At 65.6% G+C, this 21,028-nt stretch carries 20 protein-coding genes; 15 read left to right on the forward strand and 5 right to left on the reverse strand.

Features of this window, described 5'->3' with window-relative positions; genetic code table 11:
• Positions 1-13: 13 nt before the first annotated feature.
• From QYS36_RS09450 to QYS36_RS09470, 5 genes are all read right to left on the reverse strand, one after another.
• The gene (locus QYS36_RS09450) at positions 14-1,006 is read right to left on the reverse strand and encodes a 2-dehydropantoate 2-reductase (RefSeq protein WP_308839228.1); all 993 of its coding nucleotides are present in this window, start codon (positions 1,004-1,006) and stop codon (positions 14-16) included.
• Between the two features lie 89 nt (positions 1,007-1,095).
• Positions 1,096-1,857: an ABC transporter ATP-binding protein gene (locus QYS36_RS09455; RefSeq protein ID WP_308839229.1), complete on the reverse strand. Its 762-nt coding sequence runs from the start codon at positions 1,855-1,857 to the stop codon at positions 1,096-1,098.
• A gap of 5 nt (positions 1,858-1,862) precedes the next feature.
• Positions 1,863-3,665, reverse strand: a complete 1,803-nt coding sequence (locus QYS36_RS09460; protein WP_308839230.1) for a branched-chain amino acid ABC transporter ATP-binding protein/permease — start codon at positions 3,663-3,665, stop codon at positions 1,863-1,865.
• Positions 3,662-4,699 (reverse strand): branched-chain amino acid ABC transporter permease, encoded by a 1,038-nt coding sequence (locus QYS36_RS09465; RefSeq protein ID WP_308839231.1) that lies wholly within the window; start codon positions 4,697-4,699, stop codon positions 3,662-3,664. Before QYS36_RS09465 ends, QYS36_RS09460 begins: the two co-directional genes overlap by 4 nt.
• 112 nt (positions 4,700-4,811) lie before the next feature.
• Entirely contained in the window at positions 4,812-5,960 is a 1,149-nt protein-coding gene (locus tag QYS36_RS09470; RefSeq protein ID WP_308839232.1) for an ABC transporter substrate-binding protein, read from the reverse strand.
• 153 nt (positions 5,961-6,113) lie between these two features.
• Between QYS36_RS09470 and QYS36_RS09475 the strand changes: the two genes are divergently transcribed.
• The 15 genes from QYS36_RS09475 (at position 6,114) to QYS36_RS09545 (ending at position 21,004) form a co-directional block, all read left to right on the forward strand.
• Positions 6,114-6,353 (forward strand): hypothetical protein, encoded by a 240-nt coding sequence (locus QYS36_RS09475; protein WP_308839233.1) that lies wholly within the window; start codon positions 6,114-6,116, stop codon positions 6,351-6,353.
• A gap of 285 nt (positions 6,354-6,638) precedes the next feature.
• Positions 6,639-7,760: an amidase gene (locus tag QYS36_RS09480; RefSeq protein ID WP_308839234.1), complete on the forward strand. Its 1,122-nt coding sequence runs from the start codon at positions 6,639-6,641 to the stop codon at positions 7,758-7,760.
• Positions 7,761-7,774: 14 nt separating this feature from the next.
• Positions 7,775-8,947 carry an indole-3-acetate monooxygenase gene (iacA, locus tag QYS36_RS09485; protein ID WP_308839235.1) on the forward strand — a complete coding sequence of 391 codons (1,173 nt, stop codon included), beginning with the start codon at positions 7,775-7,777 and terminating at the stop codon, positions 8,945-8,947.
• 18 nt (positions 8,948-8,965) lie between these two features.
• Positions 8,966-9,328, forward strand: a complete 363-nt coding sequence (locus QYS36_RS09490; protein ID WP_111463051.1) for an IacB protein — start codon at positions 8,966-8,968, stop codon at positions 9,326-9,328.
• Between the two features lie 5 nt (positions 9,329-9,333).
• Positions 9,334-9,855 (forward strand): nuclear transport factor 2 family protein, encoded by a 522-nt coding sequence (locus QYS36_RS09495; protein WP_308839236.1) that lies wholly within the window; start codon positions 9,334-9,336, stop codon positions 9,853-9,855.
• Between the two features lie 57 nt (positions 9,856-9,912).
• The gene (locus QYS36_RS09500; RefSeq protein ID WP_225606601.1) at positions 9,913-11,178 is read left to right on the forward strand and encodes an aromatic ring-hydroxylating dioxygenase subunit alpha; all 1,266 of its coding nucleotides are present in this window, start codon (positions 9,913-9,915) and stop codon (positions 11,176-11,178) included.
• Positions 11,179-11,195: 17 nt separating this feature from the next.
• Positions 11,196-11,672, forward strand: coding sequence for an aromatic-ring-hydroxylating dioxygenase subunit beta (locus QYS36_RS09505; protein WP_308839237.1), 477 nt, complete (start codon positions 11,196-11,198; stop codon positions 11,670-11,672).
• A 10-nt stretch (positions 11,673-11,682) separates the two neighbouring features.
• Positions 11,683-12,423, forward strand: coding sequence for an SDR family NAD(P)-dependent oxidoreductase (locus QYS36_RS09510; RefSeq protein ID WP_308839238.1), 741 nt, complete (start codon positions 11,683-11,685; stop codon positions 12,421-12,423).
• A gap of 72 nt (positions 12,424-12,495) precedes the next feature.
• Positions 12,496-13,455, forward strand: coding sequence for a PDR/VanB family oxidoreductase (locus QYS36_RS09515; RefSeq protein WP_308839239.1), 960 nt, complete (start codon positions 12,496-12,498; stop codon positions 13,453-13,455).
• Between the two features lie 10 nt (positions 13,456-13,465).
• On the forward strand, positions 13,466-13,966 hold the full coding sequence (locus tag QYS36_RS09520; protein WP_192426635.1) for a flavin reductase: 501 nt from the start codon (positions 13,466-13,468) through the stop codon (positions 13,964-13,966).
• Between the two features lie 165 nt (positions 13,967-14,131).
• A complete protein-coding gene (locus tag QYS36_RS09525; RefSeq protein WP_308839240.1) occupies positions 14,132-15,385 on the forward strand; it encodes an OprD family porin in 1,254 nt (417 codons plus the stop codon).
• Positions 15,386-15,464: 79 nt separating this feature from the next.
• Positions 15,465-16,754, forward strand: a complete 1,290-nt coding sequence (locus QYS36_RS09530) for an MFS transporter (RefSeq protein WP_177430860.1) — start codon at positions 15,465-15,467, stop codon at positions 16,752-16,754.
• Between the two features lie 87 nt (positions 16,755-16,841).
• Positions 16,842-17,465 (forward strand): NIPSNAP family protein, encoded by a 624-nt coding sequence (locus QYS36_RS09535; protein ID WP_308839241.1) that lies wholly within the window; start codon positions 16,842-16,844, stop codon positions 17,463-17,465.
• Positions 17,466-17,615: 150 nt separating this feature from the next.
• Entirely contained in the window at positions 17,616-19,103 is a 1,488-nt protein-coding gene (locus QYS36_RS09540) for an aldehyde dehydrogenase family protein (RefSeq protein ID WP_308839242.1), read from the forward strand.
• 209 nt (positions 19,104-19,312) lie between these two features.
• Positions 19,313-21,004: a ShlB/FhaC/HecB family hemolysin secretion/activation protein gene (locus tag QYS36_RS09545; RefSeq protein WP_308839243.1), complete on the forward strand. Its 1,692-nt coding sequence runs from the start codon at positions 19,313-19,315 to the stop codon at positions 21,002-21,004.
• The last annotated feature ends 24 nt before the right edge of the window (positions 21,005-21,028 follow it).

Here is a 21,028-nt window from a genome sequence, read left to right on the forward strand (position 1 = left end):
GCGGCCTCCTGAGTCAGTGAGTAGTTGGCTGTTCGCCGCGAAAGCGCGCCAGCGTGAGAATGTCCTGGGTGACCGGCATGCTGAGGCCCTGGTAGGCGGCCAACTCGACCACCGCATCGCCAATGGCTGCCAGCTCCAGCGGGCGGCCGTGCTGGTAGTCCTGCAGCATCGAGGTGCGCACCGCGCCCATGTCGGCACCGAGCCTCATGAAGGTCTCCGGGTCGAAGGTGATGCGCGCGCCATAGGCGGCGGCGATCAGCAGGCTTTCCTGAATGATCTTGGCGGTCACGCCGCGCAGGTCGGCGCGGCCATACAACTGCTCCAGGGTCGCGCCGGTGACCACCGACAGCGGGTTGGAGCTGAGGTTGGCGATGATCTTGGTCCATAGCGGGTCGCGAATATGCTCGCTGGCGCGGGCTTCGATACCGGCCTGCTCGACCAGTGCGCGAACCCAGTGCAGGCGCTCGCTGAGCTGCCCGTCCGGCTCGCCGAGAATCATCAGGTGCGGGTTGTCTGAGCGGGCCACGCCGGGCGCGTCGGTCTCGGCGGTGATGAACACCACGCAGCCGAGTATCCGCTGCAGGTCGAGGGCTGCGCTGAGGGTGCCGTCCGGGTCGACGGCCTGCACCTGGCGCTCGGCGAAACGCCCGGGCAGGCCATGGAAGTACCACCAGGGCACGCCATTGACCACCGGCACCACCACCGTTTGGGGGCCGATCAGCGGCCCGAGGGTGGGCAGCAGGCCGGCCAGTGCTGGCGCCTTGGTGCAGATGAAGATCAGGTCCTGCTCGCCCAGTTCGGCGCAGCTGTCGCTGGCGTTCACCGGGCTGTGGTGGCTGCCGTCGAGGTCGCTCAGGCACACCCCGTTTTCGCGCAGCGCAGTCAGGGTTCTCCCGCGGGCCAGCACATTGACCGGCTGGCCGCTGGCGCCGAGCCTCGCGGCCAGGGTGCAGCCGATGGCGCCAGCACCGGCGATGCACACGCGGCGGTGGGTGGGTGATGACATGGCGACTCCCTTTGGCCAGTGTGTTGAAGTGGGCGCCGCCGGGGGTCTGTACGAAAAGTCTCCGAGCGCAGGTACTTTTCGTACAGAGCCTAGCCGGCGAGCATTTCCTGATGCTTGCTGGCCAGGCCCAGGTAGGCCTCGATCACCCGCGGGTCATCGGCCAGTTCGGCGGCCGGGCCCTGCATGGCGATCTGCCCGGTTTCCAGCACGTAGGCGTAGTCGGCCACGCGCAGGGCAGCGCGGGCGTTCTGCTCGACCAGCAGGATCGACACGCCCTGGCGGCGCAGGTCGGCGATGATCCGGAAGATCTCCCGGGTGATCAGCGGTGCCAGGCCCAGGCTCGGTTCGTCGAGCATCAGCAGCTTGGGTTTGGCCATCAGCGCGCGGCCCACGGCGAGCATCTGCCGTTCGCCGCCGGAGAGGGTGGCGGCCAGTTGCCCGCGGCGCTCGTGCAGGCGCGGGAACAGGCCATACACCTCGCTCAAGGTCTTGCGCCAGTCACGGTCGCCCTGGCGCACGCGCTGGAAGGCGCCAAGCTGCAGGTTGTCTTCCACGCTCATGCTGTGGAACAGCTCGCGCTTCTCCGGCACCAGGCCCAGGCCGCGGCCGACCAGCACCTCGACTTCCGGCACGGCCTCCAGCGTGCCATCGAAATTCACCTGCCCACGGGAACCGAGTACGCCCATGATCGCCGACAGCAGGGTGGTCTTGCCGGCGCCGTTCGGGCCGATCACGGTGACGATCTGCCCCTCGCCAACGGTCAGGCTGGCGTTGCTCAGCGCCTCGACCTTGCCGTAGGCCACGCACAGGTCCTTCACTTCGAGCAGGGTGTTACCGGGTTGATTGCTCATCGTCTTCACTCCGCTGCGCCCAGGTAGGCTTCGAGTACCGCCGGATTTTTCTGCACCTCGTCTGGCAGGCCTTCGGCGATCTTCTGGCCGAATTCCATCACCACCACGCGATCCACCAGGCCCATCACGAAGTCCATGTCGTGCTCCACCAGGAGGATCGCCATGCCTTCGCTGCGCAGCTTGCGCAGCAGCTCGGCGAGCGCCTGTTTCTCCTTGTGGCGCAGGCCGGCGGCGGGCTCGTCGAGCAGCAGCAGGCAGGGGTCGGCGCACAGCGCGCGGGCGATTTCCAGGATGCGTTGCTGGCCCAGCGCCAGGCTGCCGGCTTCCTCGTAGAGGTAGTCGCCGAGGCCGACGCGTTCCAGCTGGCGACGCGCTTCACGCAGCAGTTCGGCCTCCTCGCCGCGCTCGCTGTGCAGCAGCGCCGGCACGATGCCCTTGTTGCCGCGCAGGTGCGCGCCGATGGCGACGTTTTCCAGCACGCTCATGGTCGGCAGCAGTTTCACGTGCTGGAAGGTGCGGCTCATGCCCAGCCGGGCGATGCGCCGCGAGGCGATGCCGTTGATGCGCTGGCCAAGGAACAGCACGTCGCCTTCGGTGGGCAAGTCCACCCCGGAGATCTGGTTGAACAGCGTGCTTTTGCCGGCACCGTTGGGGCCGATCAGGGCGAGGATCTCGCCGGCGTGGATGCTCAGGTTCATGCGGTCGTTGGCCACCAGGCCGCCGAAGCGCTTGGTCACCTCACGGGCCTGGAGAATCAGCTCGCCGCTCGCCGGCAACTGCCGCCGCGGCAACTCGGGTGGTTGCTCATCGGCCCTCGGTGCACCCTTGCCCTGGCGCCAGCGGGCCGGGGTCAGGCGCAGCAGCAGCGGCCACAGGCCGCCCGGTGCGCGTTGCATGAGCAGCACGATAAGCAGGCCGAAGACGATGGTTTCGTAGTTGCCCTGGCTGCCCAGCAGCAGCGGCAGCCAGTCCTGCAGCCACTGCTTGAGCAGGGTCAGGATGCCGGCGCCGAGCAGCGCGCCCCAGACGCTGCCCACGCCGCCGATCAGCGCCATGAACAGGTACTCGATGCCCATGTGCAGGCCGAACGGCGTGGGGTTCACGAAGCGCTGGTTGTGGGCGTACAGCCAGCCGGACAGGGCGGCCAGCAGCGCCGAGATGACGAAGATCACCAGCTTCGCGCGGAAGGTATTCACGCCCATCGACTCGGCCATCACCTGGCCGCCCTTGAGGGCACGAATCGCCCGGCCCTCACGGGAGTTGAGCAGGTTCTGCACCAGCAGCATGGCCAGCAGCAGGATCACCCAGATCAGGTAGAACATCTTCCAGCCCTTATCCAGCAGCATGCCGAACAGCGAGATGGGCGGCAGGCCGCTCATGCCGGTGTGGCCGCCAAGGCCGTCGAGGGTGCCGAACAGGTAGTAGAGGGAGATACCCCAGGCGATGGTGCCCAGCGGCAGGTAGTGGCCGGACAGCTTCAGGGTCAGCGCACCGAGCAGCAGCGCCACCGTGGCGGTCAGGGTGATGCCGAGCAGCAGCGCCAGCCACGGCGAGCCACCGGCCCAGGCCAGCCAGGCAGGCAATTGCTCGGTAGCGGTCAGGTACGCGCTGGTGTAGGCACCCAGGCCGACGAACGCCGCCTGGCCGAAGCTGGTCATGCCGCCCACGCCGGTGAGCAGCACCAGGCCGAGCACCACCAGGGTGTACAGGCCGATGTAGTTGAGCAGGGTGATCTGGAAGGTCGGCAGCGCCAGGGGCGCGATGCCGAGCAGCAGGACGAAGACGAACAGCAGGGCGCGCAGGTTCATTCTTCTTCCTCCACGTGACGGCTGGTGAGCGAGCGCCAGAGCAGGAACGGAATGATCAGGGTGAACACGATGATCTCTTTATAGGTACTGGCCCAGAACATCGAGAAGGCTTCGATCAGGCCGACCGCCAGGGCGCCGAGGGCGGCCACCGGGTAGCTGACCAGGCCGCCGATGATGGCGCCGACGAAACCCTTGAGGCTGATCACGAAGCCGGAGTCGAAATACAGGGTGGTGATCGGCGCGATGAGAATCCCCGACAGCGCGCCGATGAAGGTCGCCATGGCGAAGGTGGCCTTGCCCGCCAGGGTCGGCGAGATGCCCATCAGCCGTGCGCCCATGCGGTTCACCGCAGTGGCTCGCAGTGCCTTGCCATACAGGCTGCGCTCGAAGAACAGGAACAGGCTGATGATCAGCATCAGCGACACGGCGATGACCCACAGCGTCTGGCTGTTGAGGGTCACCGGGCCGAGCTCCAGGCCGGCTTCGGAGAATGGCCGGGTGCGTGCGCCCTCCGGGCCGAACAGCAGCAGGCCGACGCCGACCATGGCCACGTGCACGGCGATGGAGACGATCAGCAGCACCAGCGGATGGGCGCCGGCCACCGGCTGGAAGAACAGCCGGTAGATCTGCGGGCCCAGCGGCACCACCAGGGCCAGGGTCAGCAGTGCCTGCAGGGCCATCGGCAGCTCGGCCAGGGGCAGGTTGCGCACCAGCAGCACCATCGCCACGGCGTACAAGAGCTTCACCGGCACCCAGCGCGGCAGCCGGAAGGCGTGGCCGCTGCGCAGCGCGCCGATCAGGTCGAGGCTGCAGTCGACCAGGGTCAGGCCGAGCAGCAGCCAGACCAGTGCGGTCGGCTGGCCGGCCTGCAGGGCGGCCATGGTCAGCGCGCCGTAGGTCACGTATTCACCCTGCGGGATCAGCAGGATCCGGGTCACGGTGAACACCAGGAGAATGGAGAGCGCCAGCAGCGCGTAGATCGCGCCATTGGTCACGCCATCCTGGCCGAGCAGCAGGGCTATCTGGAAATTCATGGGGGCAACATCCTTCGCATGCAGGGCTGGGCACGCGCGCGATAGACCCCGGCCCACAGGCCGAGGCGCATCTGACGGCGAGCGTGTTAGCGGTGCCGGGCACCGGCCTGGGTTACTTGAGCAGTACCCACTTGCCGCCTTTCACGGTGATCAGCTCACGGCCACGCACGTCGAAGCCGCTGTGGTCTTCCGGGCTCATGTTGTACACGCCCTGGGTGCCGGCCAGTTCGTGGGTCTGCTCCAGGGCATCGCGCAGGGCGGCGCGAAACTCCGGCGTGCCCGGCTGGCCTTTTTGCAGGGCGGTAGGGATGGCCTTCTCCAGCAGCAGGCCGGCGTCATAGACGTTGGCGCCGAAGGTCGCCGGCGCGCTGCCGTTGAGCTTGGTGTAGTCATCGATATAGCTGCGGGCCACGCCCTTGGAGGGGTGGTCGTCCGGCATCTCGTCGAGCACCAGCATCAGGCTGGCCGCCAGCACCGTGCCCTCGACCTTGCGCCCGCCGAGCTGCAGGAAGGCCGGCAGCGCCGCGCCGTGGGTCTGGTAGACCTGGCCCTTGTAACCCTGGTCGACCAGGGTGGCTTGCGGCATTACCGCCGAGCCGCCGGGTGCGGCGACCAGTACGGCGTCAGGGCGCTGGGAAAGGACTTTCAGGCTCTGCCCGGTCACCGAGGTGTCCTGGCGCTGGAAGCGCTCGTTGGCGACGATCCTGATGCCGTTCTTGGCGGCCAGGGCGGTCATCACCTTGCCCCAGTTCTCGCCGTAGGGGTCGGCCGTGCCGATCAGGCCCAGGGTCTTCACGCCGTTCTTGACCATGTGTTCGGTCAGCGCCTCGGCGATCAGCTCATCGTTCTGGGTGGTCTTGAACACCCATTTCTTCTGCTCGTTCATCGGCAGCACCACGGCGGCGGTGCCCACCGGGGCGAGCAGCGGCGTGCCCGACTCGGCGGCGAACTGGATGACGCCCATGGCGTTGGGTGAGCCGCTCGGGCCGATGATGGCGTCGACCTTCTCCTCATCGAGCAGCTTCTTGAAGGCCTTGACCGTGGCGGTCGGGTCGCTGCCGTCGTCGAGTGCGACGTAGCGGATGGTCTCGCCGCCGGCTTCGCTCGGCATCAGCGCGATGCTGTTTTTCTGCGGGATGCCGACCAGCGCGATAGGCCCGGTCGAGGAGGTGATGACGCCGATCTTCACGTCGGCCTGAGCCGTTATCGACGCGCAGAGCGCGCCCAGTAGCAGGGTGGACACAGCTTTTTTGAGCAGCATGTCGTACTCCGGGGTGCAGGGCTAATAACGGGCTCAACAGCCGTACCGCGGGGGTAGGGGTATCGCCTTCTCGTAATGGGCTCGGTGTTGTCACCGGCATAGCGCAACCGGTGGACAGCCAGCGGTGCAGCTGACGGGGAAATTGCAGGTTGCATGCCAGAAATTTTCCAGCCGGGCTGGCGCAGCGCAGGTGGGTGGCCTGCCGAGGCGGCCGGCGGAGGCCCGATTTCGGCCCGGCGGAAAGCTGCCTGGGAGCAGCAAAACCAAGGGTTCGAGCGAGAATTTTTCCGGCTATTTTCAGCTTTAAAAATGGTGTTTTTATGGTGTTTTTATGGTGTTTTTTCAGGTGTAAATTTTTTCTATCAGCGCTGTTTTAGCGATTTTTATTTTTGATCAAAAAATAGTCAGGTAACACCTGTGCCCACCGATGATTTTCATGTGAGATTTATTAAATAACTGTTTTATATGGGTTATTAGGCGATCCTTCGGTTGGTTTGCTGATTTTGATGGCGTTACCGAAATGCACGCACTTGGTGCTTTTTAGTGGAAAAGTGCACCAAATTACTCACCAATTAATTTTGAATATTCAATTGACAATTCACGTAATTCTGACGATTTTAGATTTACGCGAATCGGCAGCGTTGGCTGCCCGACGCAACGTTCAAGTAGGTGAGTGGCATGAAGATGGTCATCGAGCACATGAAGCTGGGCGGCACCGGACTGACGGTGATGGTCAAGGACACCCTCGACATCGCCGGCTACCCGACCCGCGCCTCCAGCCGTGCCCTGCAGGATGCCGCGCCGGCCGAGCAGCATGCTGCAGTGGTCGAGCGTGTGCTGGCAGGCGGCTGCCAGATCCTCGGCAAGACCGTGCTGCATGAACTGGCCTACGGCACCACCGGCATCAACGCCTATGCCGGCACCGCGGAAAACCCGCGCTACCCCGGGCGCATTCCTGGTGGCTCTTCCAGCGGTTCGGCCGCTGCGGTTGCCGCTGGCCTGTGTGATTTCTCCCTGGGCACCGACACCGGCGGCTCGGTGCGCATTCCCGCCTGCTGTTGTGGCGTGTTCGGCTTCAAACCCACCTTCGGCCGTATCGACCGCCGCGGCGTTATGCCCGCCCAGACCAGCCTGGACTGCATCGGGCCATTCGCCCGCAAGCTGTCGACGCTGAACGAGGCGATGGCGGTGATCGACCCGTCGTTCGGGGCGGCGCCCGAGCTGGGCGACATCCGTATCGGCGTGGTGGCGGTGCAGGCCGCCAGCGATATTCAGAACGCCATCGATGCCCTGCTCGACGCCAGCGACCTGCCCCTGGGCCGTGTCGAGCTGCCAGGCCTGCAGGCCGCTTACGACGCCGGCATGGCGGTGATCAACCGGGAAACCTGGAACGCCTGCGGCCACCTGCTCGACACCGGCCTGGTCGGCGCCGACATCGCCGGGCGCCTCGAGGCTGCCGGGCAGACCAGCGATGCCGCCCTGGCCGAGGCCGAACAGGTACGTACGCGTTTCACTGCCGAAGTGGACGCCGCCCTCGAGCGCTTCAGCGTACTGGCCCTGCCGACCATGCCCGATTACCCGCTGCGCCTCGAAGAGGCCGCCGACACCCGTGCGGTACTCGGCATGACCGCTTTCGTACGCCCCTTCAACCTGTCTGGCCACCCGGCACTGAGCATTCCCTGCGAAGGGCAGGCCGGGTTGCCGGTCGGCCTGCAACTGATCGCCGCCAAGGGCGCCGACGAACTGCTGCTGGCAGTCGCCGGCGAGCTGTTGCGGCGCCTCGACTCCAACCTCCTGTGATCCCGGAGCCTGTCATGAATTCGCTCAATCTGGCCGGCAAGCTGCCCGCCGCTCCCATTACCGACAGCCAGGCCTTCGTGGATCTGCTGGTGGACATCAAGAGGCGTGGCCGTGCCGGTGAGTTCGACCGCCTGGGCCATATCGCGCCGGACGTGATCGAGTCGTTCAAGGCCGTCGGCGTGTACCGCGCCCTGGTGCCGCGCCGCTTCGGTGGCGACGAGCGCTCGCCTGGCGAGTTCTGCGCGATGATCGAGGAGATCGCCAAGGCCGACGGTTCCGCCGGCTGGGTCGCCAGCTTCGGCATGAGCCCGGTCTACCTGGCCTCGCTGCCGCTGGAAACCATCGAGCAGGTGTACGCAGGCGGCCCGAACGTGGTGTTCGCCGGCGGTATCTTCCCGCCGCAGCCGGCTGACCCGGTGCCAGGCGGCTTCAAGGTCAATGGCCGCTGGAAGTACTCCAGCGGCTGCATGGGCGCCTCGCTGGTAGGCGTCGGCATCGCCCCGAAGAACGGCGACAAACTCGACCTGCCACGTTTTGCGGTCATGCCGCAGAGCCAGGTGCGCATCGACCAGACCTGGGACACCGTCGGCCTGCTCGGTACCGGCAGCCACGACCTGGTGGTCGAGGATGTGGTGGTGCCCGAGGCCTGGACCTTCGTGCGCGGCGGCCCGGCCAACCTCGACGAGCCGTTCTTCCGTTACCCGTCGCTGTCGTTCGCCACCCAGGTGTTGTCGGTGGTCGGCCTGGGCGTGGCCCGCGCCGCACTGGACGAGCTGCGTGACATGGCCTCCGGGCGCATCTCGGTGACCGGCGCGCCAGCCGTCGCCGACCGCCCGCTGGCCCAGGTCGAGATCGCCAAGGCCGAGGCGGCCCTGCGCGCGGCGCGCTGCTTCTTCTACGAAGCCATCGACGATGTCTGGCAGCTGGTGCTCGCTGGCGAGCCGCTGCCGGCGGAAAAGGTCAACCTGCTGCGCCTGTCGTCGACCCACGCCGTGCGCGTTGCCGCTGAAGTGGCGCGTAGCGCGCAGATGCTCTCGGGCATGACCGGCGTCTACAACAGCAGCCCGCTGGCGCGTTTCGTCAACGACGCCCAGGTGGTGACCCAGCACGCCTTCATGGGTGACATCACCTACCAGAACGCCGGCGCCATCTTCTTCGGCAAGCAGCCCCTGCCGGGCTACCTCTAACTTTTCCTGGAGCCAATCATGAGCGAGAAAAAACCACTGCGCGTGCTGTTCTGCATGGGCATCAACCAGAACTTCTTCGACGCCGCCCGTGAAGAGCAGCTGGAAGTCTGGGCCGCGTTCAGCGCCATGTGGAACGGCATCCACGACCTGCCGGGGGTGACCGTGTTCGGCAACATGGACGACGACCAGAGCATGGTCGGCCCGAGCAGCGGCTACCCCTGGACCACCTACCTGCTGGCCGACGTGCCGGACATCGAAACCGTGCACGCCGCCTGCAACCTGCTGCGTACCACCGCGGTGGGCAGCGGCCCGTACAAGCTGTGGCGCTACGTGAAGATCGAGGCCCGTACCGGCCGCGAACTGATCATCCAGCGCGCGTGAATGCCATGTCGACCGTCGCCGAACTTCACGCCCGCCTCGCTCGCTTCGAAACCGAGCATGCCGTGCGCGCCTGCATGAACCGCTACATGGTGTTGTGCGACGCCCTGGACGCCAGCACCCCGCTGGACGAACTGGCCGGCCTGTTCACCCGCGATGCCGTTTGGGAAGGCAAGGGCGCCAAGTACGCCGCGAGCTTTGGTGGTTACCGCGGCCGGGAAGCGATTCGCGCGATGTTCGCCACCTACATGAAAACCCCGGCGCACTTCGCCCTCAATGTGCACTTCCTGACCAGCGAGCTGATCGAGGTGCAGGGCGAGGGTGCGACCGGCAGCTGGGTGATGTTGCAGACCTCGACCTTCGCCAGCGGCGCCTCGCACCTCAACGCGGCGCGCCTGACCGTGCGCTTCGCCGAGGAGGAGGGGCGGTGGCGCATGGCGCACTTCCAGACCGAGAACCTGTTCAGTCGGCCTGTCAGCGCCTGGAACAGCGAGGCACAACTGCCGGTGCCGAACAACGCGGCCGAATGACCCGAGACTTTTTTGCAGTCGGCCAGATAAGCCGACCAGGAGCCAACCGTGAATAACATGATCGATGTCGTGAACCTCGAATGCGACCCCGCCGAGCTGGTCAAGGCCGACCGCGTGCACACCTCGCTGTACACCGACGCCAAGCTGTTCGACGCCGAGATGGAAAAGATCTTCTACAGCACCTGGGTGTGGGTGGCCCACGAGAGCGAGATTCCGGACGCCGGCAGCTACAAGAGCACCTTCATCGGCAAGCAGCCGGTGATCGCCGTGCGTGACCGCAAGAAGCAGGTCAACGTGCTGCTCAACCGCTGCCGTCACCGCGGCGCCACCGTGTGCGAACACAAGAAGGGCAAGACCAACAGCTTCGTCTGCCCGTACCACGGCTGGGGCTACGCCCTCGACGGTTCGCTGCGCGGCATTCCGCACCCGGACAGCTACGGCGAGTGCCTGGACAAGAGCGAACTGCCGCTGGTGAGCCTGCGTACCGAAAGCTACGCCGGGATGATCTTCGCCACCTTCAAGGACGACATCGAGCCGCTGGTCGACTTCCTCGGCCCGGCCAGGAAGTGGATGGATCTGTTCATGAAGCAGGGCGCCGGCTACGGCATCAAGGTGCCGGGCGAACACCGCTTCCGCTTCCCGGGCAACTGGAAGATCCAGCTGGAAAACACCACCGACGCCTACCACTTCCCGCTGGTGCACAAGTCGTTCCTGCACTCGGTCGATCAGCAGACCATGGACATGCTCGATTTCGTCGACGGCGCAGGCTACGTCGAAGACCTGGGCAACGGCCACAGCGTGATGGTGATGATCCCGGACCTGATCGACCTGGAAGCCAACCTCGACCTGCCGATTCCGACGCGCTTCGAGAGCCTGGCTCAGGAGTTGCGTGACGAAGGCATCGAAGAACAGCAGGTACGGCGCATCGTGCGTGCGGTCGGCGGCTCGGGCTTCAACCTCAACCTGTTCCCCAACATCGCCTGCTCGATGGCGTTCTTCCGGGTGCTGCAGCCGATCTCGGTCAACGAGACGGAAATCCACCACTCGGTGATCACCATGGACGGCGGCCCGGCCGTGGCCAACCGCTACCGCCTGCGCCTGCACGAGCACTTCCAGGGCCCGATGGGCTTCGGCACCCCGGACGATTCCGAGGCCTGGGAGCGGGTGCAGAAGGGCGCCAGCGCCGGCGAAGACCTGTGGATCATGCTCAACCGCGGCCTGCCCGGCGAGAAACCCAGTGAAGACGGCCTGGTCAGCGACGTGTCCGCTGAAACCGGCATGCGCGCTGCCTACCAGCAGTGGAAAAAGATGATGTCGGCCTGAGCGACGGAGAACCGAAAATGAATCTGCAATTGCTGCAAGAAGTCACCGCTTTCATCTGGGCCGAAGGCGACATGCTCGACCACAACGAGTACGACACCTGGCTGGCGCTGTGGGCTGACAAGGGCACCTACATCATCCCCATCGACCCCAAGGAAGAAGACTTCGAGAACACCCTCAACTACGCCTACGACGACGCGCACATGCGCCAGCTGCGGGTACAGCGGTTGATCGGTGGCGAGTCGATTTCCACCAGCCCGCAGCCGCGCACCGTGCGCACCGCGGCGAACTTCCGGGTGCTCTCCGAGGACGGCGACCAGGTGCGGGTGCGTTGCTCCCAGCACCTGCGCGATTTTCGCAAGGACTCGCTCAAGCACTACAGCGCCGACCTGACCTACGACCTGGTGCGCAGCGGCGACAGCTTCCAGATCCAGCGCAAGCTGATCCGCCTGATCAACTCCGACGATACCCTCGCGGGCATCGGCTACATCCTCTGAGGGCCTGACCATGACGCAGATCGCATTGGTCACCGGCGCCGCTCAGGGCCTGGGTCTGGCCATCGCCAGCCGGCTGTTCGCCGCCGGCTACGCGGTGGTGATCACCGACCTGTCGCTGGAGCGCGCCCAGGCGGCTGCCGAGGGCCTGGACGCCAGCGGCGAGCGGGTGCTGGCACTCAAGCTCGACGTCGGCAGCAAGGCTGATTTCGAGGCCGCGCTGCAGGCCACCGTGGCCCGCTTCGGCGGCCTGCAGGTGGTGGTCAACAACGCCGCGATGACCATGGCCACGCCGGTCATGCAGATCAGCCCGGAAGAGTTCGATCGCGTCATGAGCCTCAACACCCGCAGCGTGTTCGTCGGCTGCCAGGTGTTCGGCGCGCACATGGCCCAGGCCGGCTACGGGCGCATCGTCAACATGGCCTCGCTGGCCGGGCAGAACGGCGGCACTGCCACCGGCGCGCATTACGCCGCGTCGAAGGGCGCCATCGTCACCCTGACCAAGATCTTCGCCAAGGAACTGGCCGCCGGCGGCGTGACCGTCAATGCCATCGCACCGGGGCCGATCGACTCGCCCATGGTGCACGCGGTGGTATCGGCCGAACGCATGCCGGGCATGCTCGCCAACATCCCGGTAGGGCGGCTGGGCGATGCGGATTTTCTCGGCGACCTGGTCGTGCAGCTGGCACGTCCGGAAGCCTATTTCACCACCGGGGCGACCTGGGATGTGAACGGCGGCTTATTCATGCGCTGAGTTGGACCAACCAATACGACGGCCGAACCAACGACCGCCTTTACCTTGACGTGCAATGCGGGTGAACCCGAGATGACTGAACAACTCCTGACGGTGCAAGTGCACAAGCGCCAGCTGCAGGGCGACGGCGTCGTCGTCCTTGACCTGATTCCGGTGGGCGGCGCCACGCTGCCGGCGTTCGACGCCGGTGCCCATGTGGATATCCACATCGCTCCTGGCCTGGTTCGCCAGTATTCGCTGTGCAGCGACCCGGCCGATCCTGCCGTCTACCGTCTCGGCGTGCTCAAGGACCCCGCTTCGCGCGGTGGCTCGACAGGCGTGCACGACACCCTGCTCGAAGGCACCGAGGTGCAGATCAGCGCGCCGCGCAACCTGTTCCCGCTGGCCACGGCCGCCAAGCGCTCGATCCTGCTCGGCGGCGGCATCGGCATCACCCCGATGATCGCCATGGCCTATGCCCTACACGCCAAGGGCGAGGATTTCGAGCTGCACTACTGCGGCCGTTCGCGCAGCCGCAGCGCCTTCCTCGAGCAGCTGCAGAGCGTCGCCTTCGCCGACCGGGTGTTCACCCACTTCGATGACGAAGCGCCCGAGCAGAAGCTCGACATGGACGCCGTGCTCGGCCAGGCCGAAAGCGGCGTGCACGTCTACACCTGCGGCCCGACCGGGTTCATGGAGTGGGTGATCGGCGAGGCGCTGGGGCGCGGTTACGCCGACGACCACATCCACCGCGAGTACTTCCAGGTGGAGGTCGACAACAGCGGCGCCAGCTTCGAAGTGGTCGCCGCCCGCAGTGGCAAGAGCGTGCAGGTGGCCGAAGGGCAAAGCATTCTCGAAGCCCTGGCGGATGTCGGCATCAAGATCGAGATTTCCTGCGAGCAGGGGATCTGCGGCACCTGCCTGTGCGACGTGCTCGAAGGCGAGCCGGACCACCGCGACGTGTACCTCACCGACGACGAGAAAGCGGCCAACGATCAGATCCTGGTCTGCTGCTCGCGCGCCAAATCCGCAAAACTGGTTCTGGACATCTAGGAGAACGGACATGGTCGACGTAACCGGATTCCGTAATGCCATGGCCCGTCTCGGCGGCGCCGTTTCTGTCATCACCACCGACGGCCCCCACGGGCGCTTCGGCTTCACCGCCTCGGCGGTGTGCAGCGTCACCGATTCACCACCCACCCTGCTGGTGTGCATGAATCGCGCGTCCACCTCCAACGTGCATTTCAAGAACAACGGCGTGCTCTGCGTGAACGTGCTCAGCGCCGCGCTGCAGGATATTTCCGGGGTGTTCTCCAACCGCGAACTGGACTCCACCCAGCGCTTCGCCGCGACCTCGTGGACGACCCTGGAAAGCGGCTCGCCGGTGCTGGAGCAGGCGTTGGTCAACTTCGATTGCCGCATCGCCCAGGTGCATGAAGTCGGCTCGCACAGCATCTTCTACTGCGAGGTGCTGCACATCAAACAGGGCGACACGGAAGAGGGCCTGATGTACTTCAACCGCGCCTACCACCGCCTCTGCGAGGCCTCCAAGGCCGCGTTCTAGAAAGCTTGCAGCCTACAAAAAACCTGGCGCTGCGGCGCCGGGTACGGGCCTTTTCATGCCCGCTTTGCGGATAACCGTGCCGTTCAGAGCACCCGCAAATTCACTGCCACTGTTGATCTGCTCACACCTACAAGACCCGGCTTGCCGGACACAAAGGAGCATCACATGCACACCACACCCTCGCTCGCACGCGTGCTGAAAAAAGTCGGCCTGATGGGCGCCGTCCTCGCCCCGATAACCGCCCAGGCGGATCTGGTCGACGACAGCCACCTCAAGGTGGACATGCGAAATTTCTACCTGCACCGCGACTTCACCAACAGCGACGCGCCAAGCCCCAAGGTCGGCAGCTGGTCCCAGGGCTTCGACCTGCAGTTCGCCTCCGGCTACACCGATACGCCGATCCAGTTCGGTGTCGACGTCAACGCCCAGTACGCCATCCGCCTGGACTCCCACGGCGATGACGGCACCCTGCCGATGGATTCGAGCAGCGGGCGCACCGCCGACGACTACAGCCGTGCTGGCGCCACGCTGAAGATGAAGTACTCCAAGACCGAGCTGCGGGTCGGCGACATGCGCCCCGAGCTGCCGGTGGCCTGGCATGACCCGAGCCGCCAGCTGGACACCATCTACCAGGGCGCCGTGCTGGAATCCAAGGAGATCAGCGGGCTGACGCTGACCGGCGGGCGCTTCTGGTCGGCGGTCACCCGGGAGTCGTCCAACCACGAGAAATTCTACAAATTCGGCTCTACCGACAACCTCGACAGCGACCGCGGCATGGACTTCGGCGGCGCCACCTGGGACATCACCAAAAGCCTGCAGGCCAGCTACTTCCACGCCGTGGTGCACGACATCTACCGCCAGCACTACGTCGGTTTCGCCCACACCGCCGACCTCGGCAGCGGCTTTGGCCTGCGCACCGACGCGCGCTATTTCGACAACAAGGAAAACGGCGACGCGCTCAACGGCGAGATCGACAACCGCGCCTTCTCCGGCGGCTTCACCCTGACCAAGGGCGGCCACAAGGCGAGCATCGTCTACCAGCGCATGTTCGGCGACAGCATGTTCCCGACCCTCAACGGCTACATCCCGCAGTTCTACCTGCTGAACTGGGCCAACCAGCCGTTCATGCGCCCGCAGGAGCGTTCCTGGGGTATCGGCTATGGCTACAACTTCGCCGAGCTGGGCCTGCCGGGCCTGACCTTCAGCAGCCGCTTCATCAAGGGCAGCGACATCGACCTCGGCCGTGGTGTGAAGGGCGCCGAGAACGAGCGCGACCTGGCCCTCAAGTACGTGGTGCAGAGCGGCGCGCTCAAGGGCGTGGGCGTGGAGTGGAAGAACTACCTGGTGCAGCAGCACGACTTCGGTAACGACTTCAACGAGAACCGCCTGTACGTGACCTACACCTGGAACCTGTTCTGAGGCCCCGCGGCGCGGCGCCCGCCTGGATGCCGCACAGGTATTGATTGAGCCCTGCTGCGGCGGGGCGATGGGAGTGTGTATGTCCAGTACGACGCAAAAGGGCGGCCTCAGGCGCATCGTTGCCGCATCGGTGATCGGCAACGCCCTGGAATGGTATGACTTCTTTCTCTACGGCACCGCCGCCGCGCTGGTGTTCGGCCCGTTGTTCTTCCCGGCCGGCACCGACCCGGTGGTCGGCACCCTTGGCGCCTTCGCCGGCTTTGCCGTGGGCTTCGTCGCCCGGCCACTGGGCGGTATCGTCTTCGGCCATATCGGCGACCGCCACGGGCGCAAGCTGGCGCTGGTGATCACCCTGTCGCTGATGGGCTTCGCGACCTTTCTGATGGGCCTGCTGCCGACCTTCGAACAGGCCGGCTATCTGGCGCCGATCAGCCTGGTGATCCTGCGTATCGTGCAGGGCATCGCCTCGGGCGGCGAGTGGGGCGGCGGCGTGCTGATGCTCAGCGAAAACGCGCCGTCCAGCCGCACCGGCTTCTATGCCTCGTGGAGCCAGCTGGGCGTGACCGGCGGCTTTCTGCTGTCGGCCGGGGCGTTCTACCTGGTGCAGCTGCTGCCAGACGACGACTTCATGAGCTGGGGCTGGCGCATCCCGTTCGTGGCCAGCATCCTGATTTTCGGCGTGGGCCTGTACATCCGCCGCAGCCTGCCGGAAAGCCGCGACTTCCAGCAGGATGTCGAAGCCAAGGCGGCGGCCAAACACCTGCCGGCCATGCAGGTGCTGCGCGAACATCCCAAGGCGGTGCTGCAGGCCATGGGCCTGCGCCTGGCGGAAAACGGCGGGGCGTACATCTTCCTGTCCTTCGCCATGGCCTACGCCAAGTTCACCGGCCTGGCGACCCAGACCGTGCTGATCGGGGTGATGATCGCCATGACCCTGGAGGCGTTCATGATCCTGTTCTGGGGCTGGCTGTCCGACATCATCGGCCGGCGCACGGTGTATGCCATCGGCTCGGTGGGGCTGATCGTCTTCGCCTTCCCGTTCTTCTGGCTGTTCGACACCCACGACACGCTGCTGGTCTACCTGGCGCTGATCCTTGGCCTGCCGCTCAGCCACGCGGCGATGATCGGCACCCAGCCGGCGTTGATGGGCGAGCTGTTTCCCACCCACGTGCGCTACACCGGGCTGGCCATGGGGCACGAGATCGCCTCGATCTTCGCCGGTGGCTTCGCGCCACTGATCGCCACGGCGCTGTTCGCCCACTTCCAGTCGGCCTGGCCGGTGTCGGTGATGCTGGCGCTGTTCGGCATCGTCACCACCGTCACGCTGCTGACCATCCGCCAGGCACCGTACCGCACCGGCACACCTTGAAGCCGCTTTTCTCGAAACCCTCTTGCCCGTGCTTGCGCGGGCTTTTTTATCGCCCGACCTTTTTCGCACGACTCACCGGGAGCCAACATGACCCTATATGAATTGATCACCTTCACCGTACGCGTGCGCACCCCGGCCGAGGCCATGGGCCGCCTGCAGGCGAGCCTGCAGATTCACCAGCCGGGCGTGGTGCTGGCCGGTTGCTGGGTGTCGGAGATCGGCCCGCAGAACCAGATCGCCGTGCTGCGCGGCTTCCCGGACGCCGAAACCCGCGTACAGGAGCGCGGCCGCTACCTGCAGGCGGCGGATGCCTTCGGTATCGCCGACCTGCTGCTGGAGATGCAAGTGGCCGATTACAGCCTGTTCCCGTTTCTCGAACCGCTGGCGCCCGGCGCCCACGGGCCGTTCTACGAGCTGCGCGAATACAACCTGATTCCCTCCGGCCTGGCACCGACCCTGGCGGGCTGGGCGAAGGCCGTCGGGCCACGCACCGGGCCGCAGTATTCGGCGGTTTACGCGGCGTTCTACGCCACCTCCGGGCAACTGCCGCGCTACCTGCATATCTGGCCCTACGCGAGCCTCGAACAGCGCCTCGATGTACGTACCCGGGCCGTGGCCGATGGCGTGTGGCCGCCGGAAAACTCCGGCCCGCAATTGCAGAAGATGAACTCCACGGTGTACCTGCCGGCCAGCTTCTCACCGTTGTGCTGAGCACCGACGGGCAAGACGGCACGCTCGGACACGGGGATGGCCGGCATCGACAAGCTTTGCGTGGGGGCCTGGCTAGGATGGGCGCATAACCACCTGCCGAGCGCTGCCGCTGGCACGCGCCTTCTCAATGCCTATATCCGAGGTACTGCCATGACCAACGTTTCGATCACGCCGGCTGTTCAGCAATTTCTGCAACGCCGGCACGGCTCATTCATCGCCGGCCGCGCGGTGCATGACGAAAGCGGCGCCGCCATCGAGGTCATCAACCCGGCAACCGGTGAGGCGCTTGCCGCCTTCACCGGCGCCAGCCCAGCCCAGGTCGAGGAGGCGGTGGTATCCGCCCGTGCGGCGTTCGAAGGCAGCTGGGCGCAAACCTCGCCCTACCAGCGTGGCGTGTTGCTCAACCGCCTGGCCGACCTGATCGAACGGCACAGCGAAGAGCTGGCGCAGCTCGAGAGCCTCTGCTCGGGCAAGGCGATCAACCTGGCGCGCGGCCTGGAAGTGGCGCAGAGCGCGGTGTTCCTGCGTTACTTCGCCGGCTGGGCGACCAAGATCAACGGCGAAACCATGACCCCGTCGCTGCCCTCGATGGCCGGCGAGCAGTACATGGCCTTCACCCGCCGCGAGGCGATTGGCGTGGTGGCCGGCATCGTGCCGTGGAATTTCCCGATCATGATCGGCATCTGGAAGATCGCCTCGGCGCTGACCACCGGCTGCACCGTGGTCGTCAAACCCAGCGAATTCACCCCGCTGACCCTGCTGCGCGTCGCCGAGCTGGCCATCGAAGCCGGCATTCCGGCGGGCGTGATCAACGTCGTCAACGGCCTGGGCTCGGTTGGCCAGCAACTGATCGGCCACCCGCGCATCAGCAAGGTGTCGTTCACCGGCTCGGTGCCGACCGGCATCGCCGTCGGCAAGGCCGCCATGGAAGCCAAGCTGACCCGCGCCACCCTGGAACTGGGCGGCAAGAACCCGGCGGCGATGCTCGCCGACGTGGACATCCACAGCGCCGTGCAGGGCATCGTCATGGCCGCGTTTTCCCACCAGGGGCAGATCTGCGCCTCGCCCGAGCGCCTGTACGTGCACCGCTCGATCGCCGACGATTTCGCCAGGGCCCTCGGCCAGGCACTGCAGACCCTGAAGATCGGCTCGCCGATGGACGAGAGCGTGCACTTCGGCCCGCTCGCCAACAAGCCGCATTACGACAAGATGCTGGCCTTCTTCGCCCGCGCCCAGGGCTCCAACACGGTTATCTGCGGTGCCAAGGCCCATGGCGACAAAGGCTACTTCGTCGAGCCGACGGTGATCCTCGCCAGCGGCGCGGACGACCCCTTCCTGCACGAAGAAACCTTCGGCCCGATCGTCTGCATCCTGCCGTTCGACGACGAAGAGCACCTGGTCGAGCTGATGAACGACAGCCCCTACGGCCTCGGCGCCAGCATCTGGACCAACAACCTGTCCAAGGCCCTGAGCCTGATCCCCAAACTGGAATTCGGCACCGTGTGGGTCAACATGCACACCTTCCTCGACCCTGCCGTGCCCTTCGGCGGCACTAAGGCCTCCGGCCTGGGCCGCGAATTCGGCTCGGCGTTCATCGAGGATTACACCGAGCTGAAGTCGGTGATGATTCGTTATTGATTCGGTGTCTGTATTGCTGACGCCTCGGCTTTGACCGGGGCGTTGGGCCTCTGTGCAACAACGCCTGCGTGCCAGTAAATTGCAATTCAATCGCCAGTTCTTTGCCATAAAAATCGACCGTTTAGCGGGTTTTCGGAACATTCGGGAACCCAGCCGGCGTCAGTCCGTCGTAGCGACGAACGAACGGTTTTTACGACAGGTAGGGATGCATGGCGGTGCGCAATGGAGCTGCAGTTGTAGGGTTGTGTCTGGCTGTTTTTCCTGTGTGGGTGAACGCCCAGACACCCGGTGAGCGTGAGCTGCAGCGTGATCGCCAGGAGCGTATCCTGCAGGAGCAGCAGCAGCGTTTGCAGGAGCTGCAACGGCTCCCGGGCCGCGAGGCACAACAGCCTGCCGCGCCTGCAGCGGATGACGAACGCTGCTTCGCCATCGATGACATCGAGATCAGCGGTGCCAGCCTGCTGTCCGAGGCCGACCGCGCCGCGATCCTGGCGCCATTTGCTGACGATTGCCTGGGCGTCAGCCAGCTCAACGCGCTGCTCAAGGCCATCACCGATCACTACATCGACCGCGGCTACGTCACCACCCGTGCCTACCTGCCGCAGCAGGATCTGTCCGCCCGCACCCTGAAGATCATCGTGGTCGAAGGCCGCCTCGAAGGCCTCGACAGTTCCACCCTGGCCAGCGACCGCGAACTGGCGATGAGCTTTCCCGGCAAGACCGGCGAGGTGCTCGACCTGCGCGAACTGGAGCAACTGGTCGAGAACCTCAATCGCCTGCCATCGCGCTTCGCCAAGCTGGAGCTGGTGCCGGGCGAGCAGGTGGGTGGCAGCCGCGTGCAATTGCAGGGCGAGCGCAGCAAACCGTGGCGCGCCAGCCTGTCGCGTCACAACGATGGCCAGCTCAGCACCGGCGAGCAGCAGTGGGGCGTCGGCCTGGACTGGGACAGCCCGCTGGGCCTGGCCGACCAGCTGAGCCTGCGCGCCAGCCGCGATGCGGTCAGCGACAGCTACCGTCATTCGCACAGCCAGAGCCTCTATTACAGCCTGCCCTATGGCTGGTGGACCTTCAGCTACAACTACGGTCAGTCCTACTACCGTACCGAGGCCGAGCTCAATGGCTTCCCGGTCGAGACCGATGGCGACTACCAGAGCCATAACCTGTTGGCCGAGCGCGTGCTGCACCGCGACAGCGTCAGCAAGACCGCCTTCAGCACCGGCCTGAGTCACGTTCGCACCAATAACTTCATCGAAGACAACCACATAGGTATCTCCAGCAATCGCCTCAGCGAATGGCAGCTGGGCTTCAATCATGGCCGTCGCGTGGGCAGCGCCTTCGTCAACGCCGACATCGGTTGGCAGCGCGGCATCGGTGCCTTCGACGCCCAGGGCAACGGCCATCCCCGTGGCCCGAATCCGGTCGCCCGTTACAACAAATACACCCTGACCCTCAGCTACCTGCAGCCCTTCAGCCTGGGCGGCGAGCGCTTCAGTTTCGAGAGTCTGGCCACCGGCCAGAAGAGCGAAGACCAACTGTTCAGCCCGGCGCGCATCAGCGTTGGTGGCCTCAACTCGGTGCGCGCCTACAAGGACCAGTCGCTGTCCGGCAATAGCGGCGGCTACTGGCGCAACCAGCTGCGCTGGACGCGGCCGGTGACCTGGGCGCCGCTGCAACCCTTCGTGCAGCAGTACGGCGCCGCCCTGGCCTATGACCTTGGCGTGATCAGCCATGACAGCCACAACAGCGGCGCCAGCGGCCGCCTGAGCGGTCATGCCCTGGAGCTCAGCGCCCGTGGCGAACACCTGGCTGCCAGCGTGACCTTCGCCCATTCCCTGGAACGCCCCGCCGCCTTCACCGAGGGTGAGCGGCCGGTGTACTTCCGCCTCGATGTGTTCTTTTGATTTCAACGCGTAACGGAGTTATCC

Origin of the sequence: Pseudomonas sp. G34 (genome assembly GCF_031119625.1) — a bacterium.
Classification (GTDB): Bacteria; Pseudomonadota; Gammaproteobacteria; order Pseudomonadales; family Pseudomonadaceae; genus Aquipseudomonas.

Coding starts and splice junctions, on each gene's coding strand:
- QYS36_RS09450 (WP_308839228.1), bottom strand. CDS start 1,006: ATGTCATCACCCACCCACCGCCGCGTGTGCATCGCCGGTGCTGGCGCC.
- QYS36_RS09455 (WP_308839229.1), bottom strand. CDS start 1,857: ATGAGCAATCAACCCGGTAACACCCTGCTCGAAGTGAAGGACCTGTGC.
- QYS36_RS09460 (WP_308839230.1), bottom strand. CDS start 3,665: ATGAACCTGCGCGCCCTGCTGTTCGTCTTCGTCCTGCTGCTCGGCATC.
- QYS36_RS09465 (WP_308839231.1), bottom strand. CDS start 4,699: ATGAATTTCCAGATAGCCCTGCTGCTCGGCCAGGATGGCGTGACCAAT.
- QYS36_RS09470 (WP_308839232.1), bottom strand. CDS start 5,960: ATGCTGCTCAAAAAAGCTGTGTCCACCCTGCTACTGGGCGCGCTCTGC.
- QYS36_RS09475 (WP_308839233.1), top strand. CDS start 6,114: ATGCCAGAAATTTTCCAGCCGGGCTGGCGCAGCGCAGGTGGGTGGCCT.
- QYS36_RS09480 (WP_308839234.1), top strand. CDS start 6,639: ATGAAGATGGTCATCGAGCACATGAAGCTGGGCGGCACCGGACTGACG.
- iacA (WP_308839235.1), top strand. CDS start 7,775: ATGAATTCGCTCAATCTGGCCGGCAAGCTGCCCGCCGCTCCCATTACC.
- QYS36_RS09490 (WP_111463051.1), top strand. CDS start 8,966: ATGAGCGAGAAAAAACCACTGCGCGTGCTGTTCTGCATGGGCATCAAC.
- QYS36_RS09495 (WP_308839236.1), top strand. CDS start 9,334: ATGTCGACCGTCGCCGAACTTCACGCCCGCCTCGCTCGCTTCGAAACC.
- QYS36_RS09500 (WP_225606601.1), top strand. CDS start 9,913: ATGATCGATGTCGTGAACCTCGAATGCGACCCCGCCGAGCTGGTCAAG.
- QYS36_RS09505 (WP_308839237.1), top strand. CDS start 11,196: ATGAATCTGCAATTGCTGCAAGAAGTCACCGCTTTCATCTGGGCCGAA.
- QYS36_RS09510 (WP_308839238.1), top strand. CDS start 11,683: ATGACGCAGATCGCATTGGTCACCGGCGCCGCTCAGGGCCTGGGTCTG.
- QYS36_RS09515 (WP_308839239.1), top strand. CDS start 12,496: ATGACTGAACAACTCCTGACGGTGCAAGTGCACAAGCGCCAGCTGCAG.
- QYS36_RS09520 (WP_192426635.1), top strand. CDS start 13,466: ATGGTCGACGTAACCGGATTCCGTAATGCCATGGCCCGTCTCGGCGGC.
- QYS36_RS09525 (WP_308839240.1), top strand. CDS start 14,132: ATGCACACCACACCCTCGCTCGCACGCGTGCTGAAAAAAGTCGGCCTG.
- QYS36_RS09530 (WP_177430860.1), top strand. CDS start 15,465: ATGTCCAGTACGACGCAAAAGGGCGGCCTCAGGCGCATCGTTGCCGCA.
- QYS36_RS09535 (WP_308839241.1), top strand. CDS start 16,842: ATGACCCTATATGAATTGATCACCTTCACCGTACGCGTGCGCACCCCG.
- QYS36_RS09540 (WP_308839242.1), top strand. CDS start 17,616: ATGACCAACGTTTCGATCACGCCGGCTGTTCAGCAATTTCTGCAACGC.
- QYS36_RS09545 (WP_308839243.1), top strand. CDS start 19,313: ATGGCGGTGCGCAATGGAGCTGCAGTTGTAGGGTTGTGTCTGGCTGTT.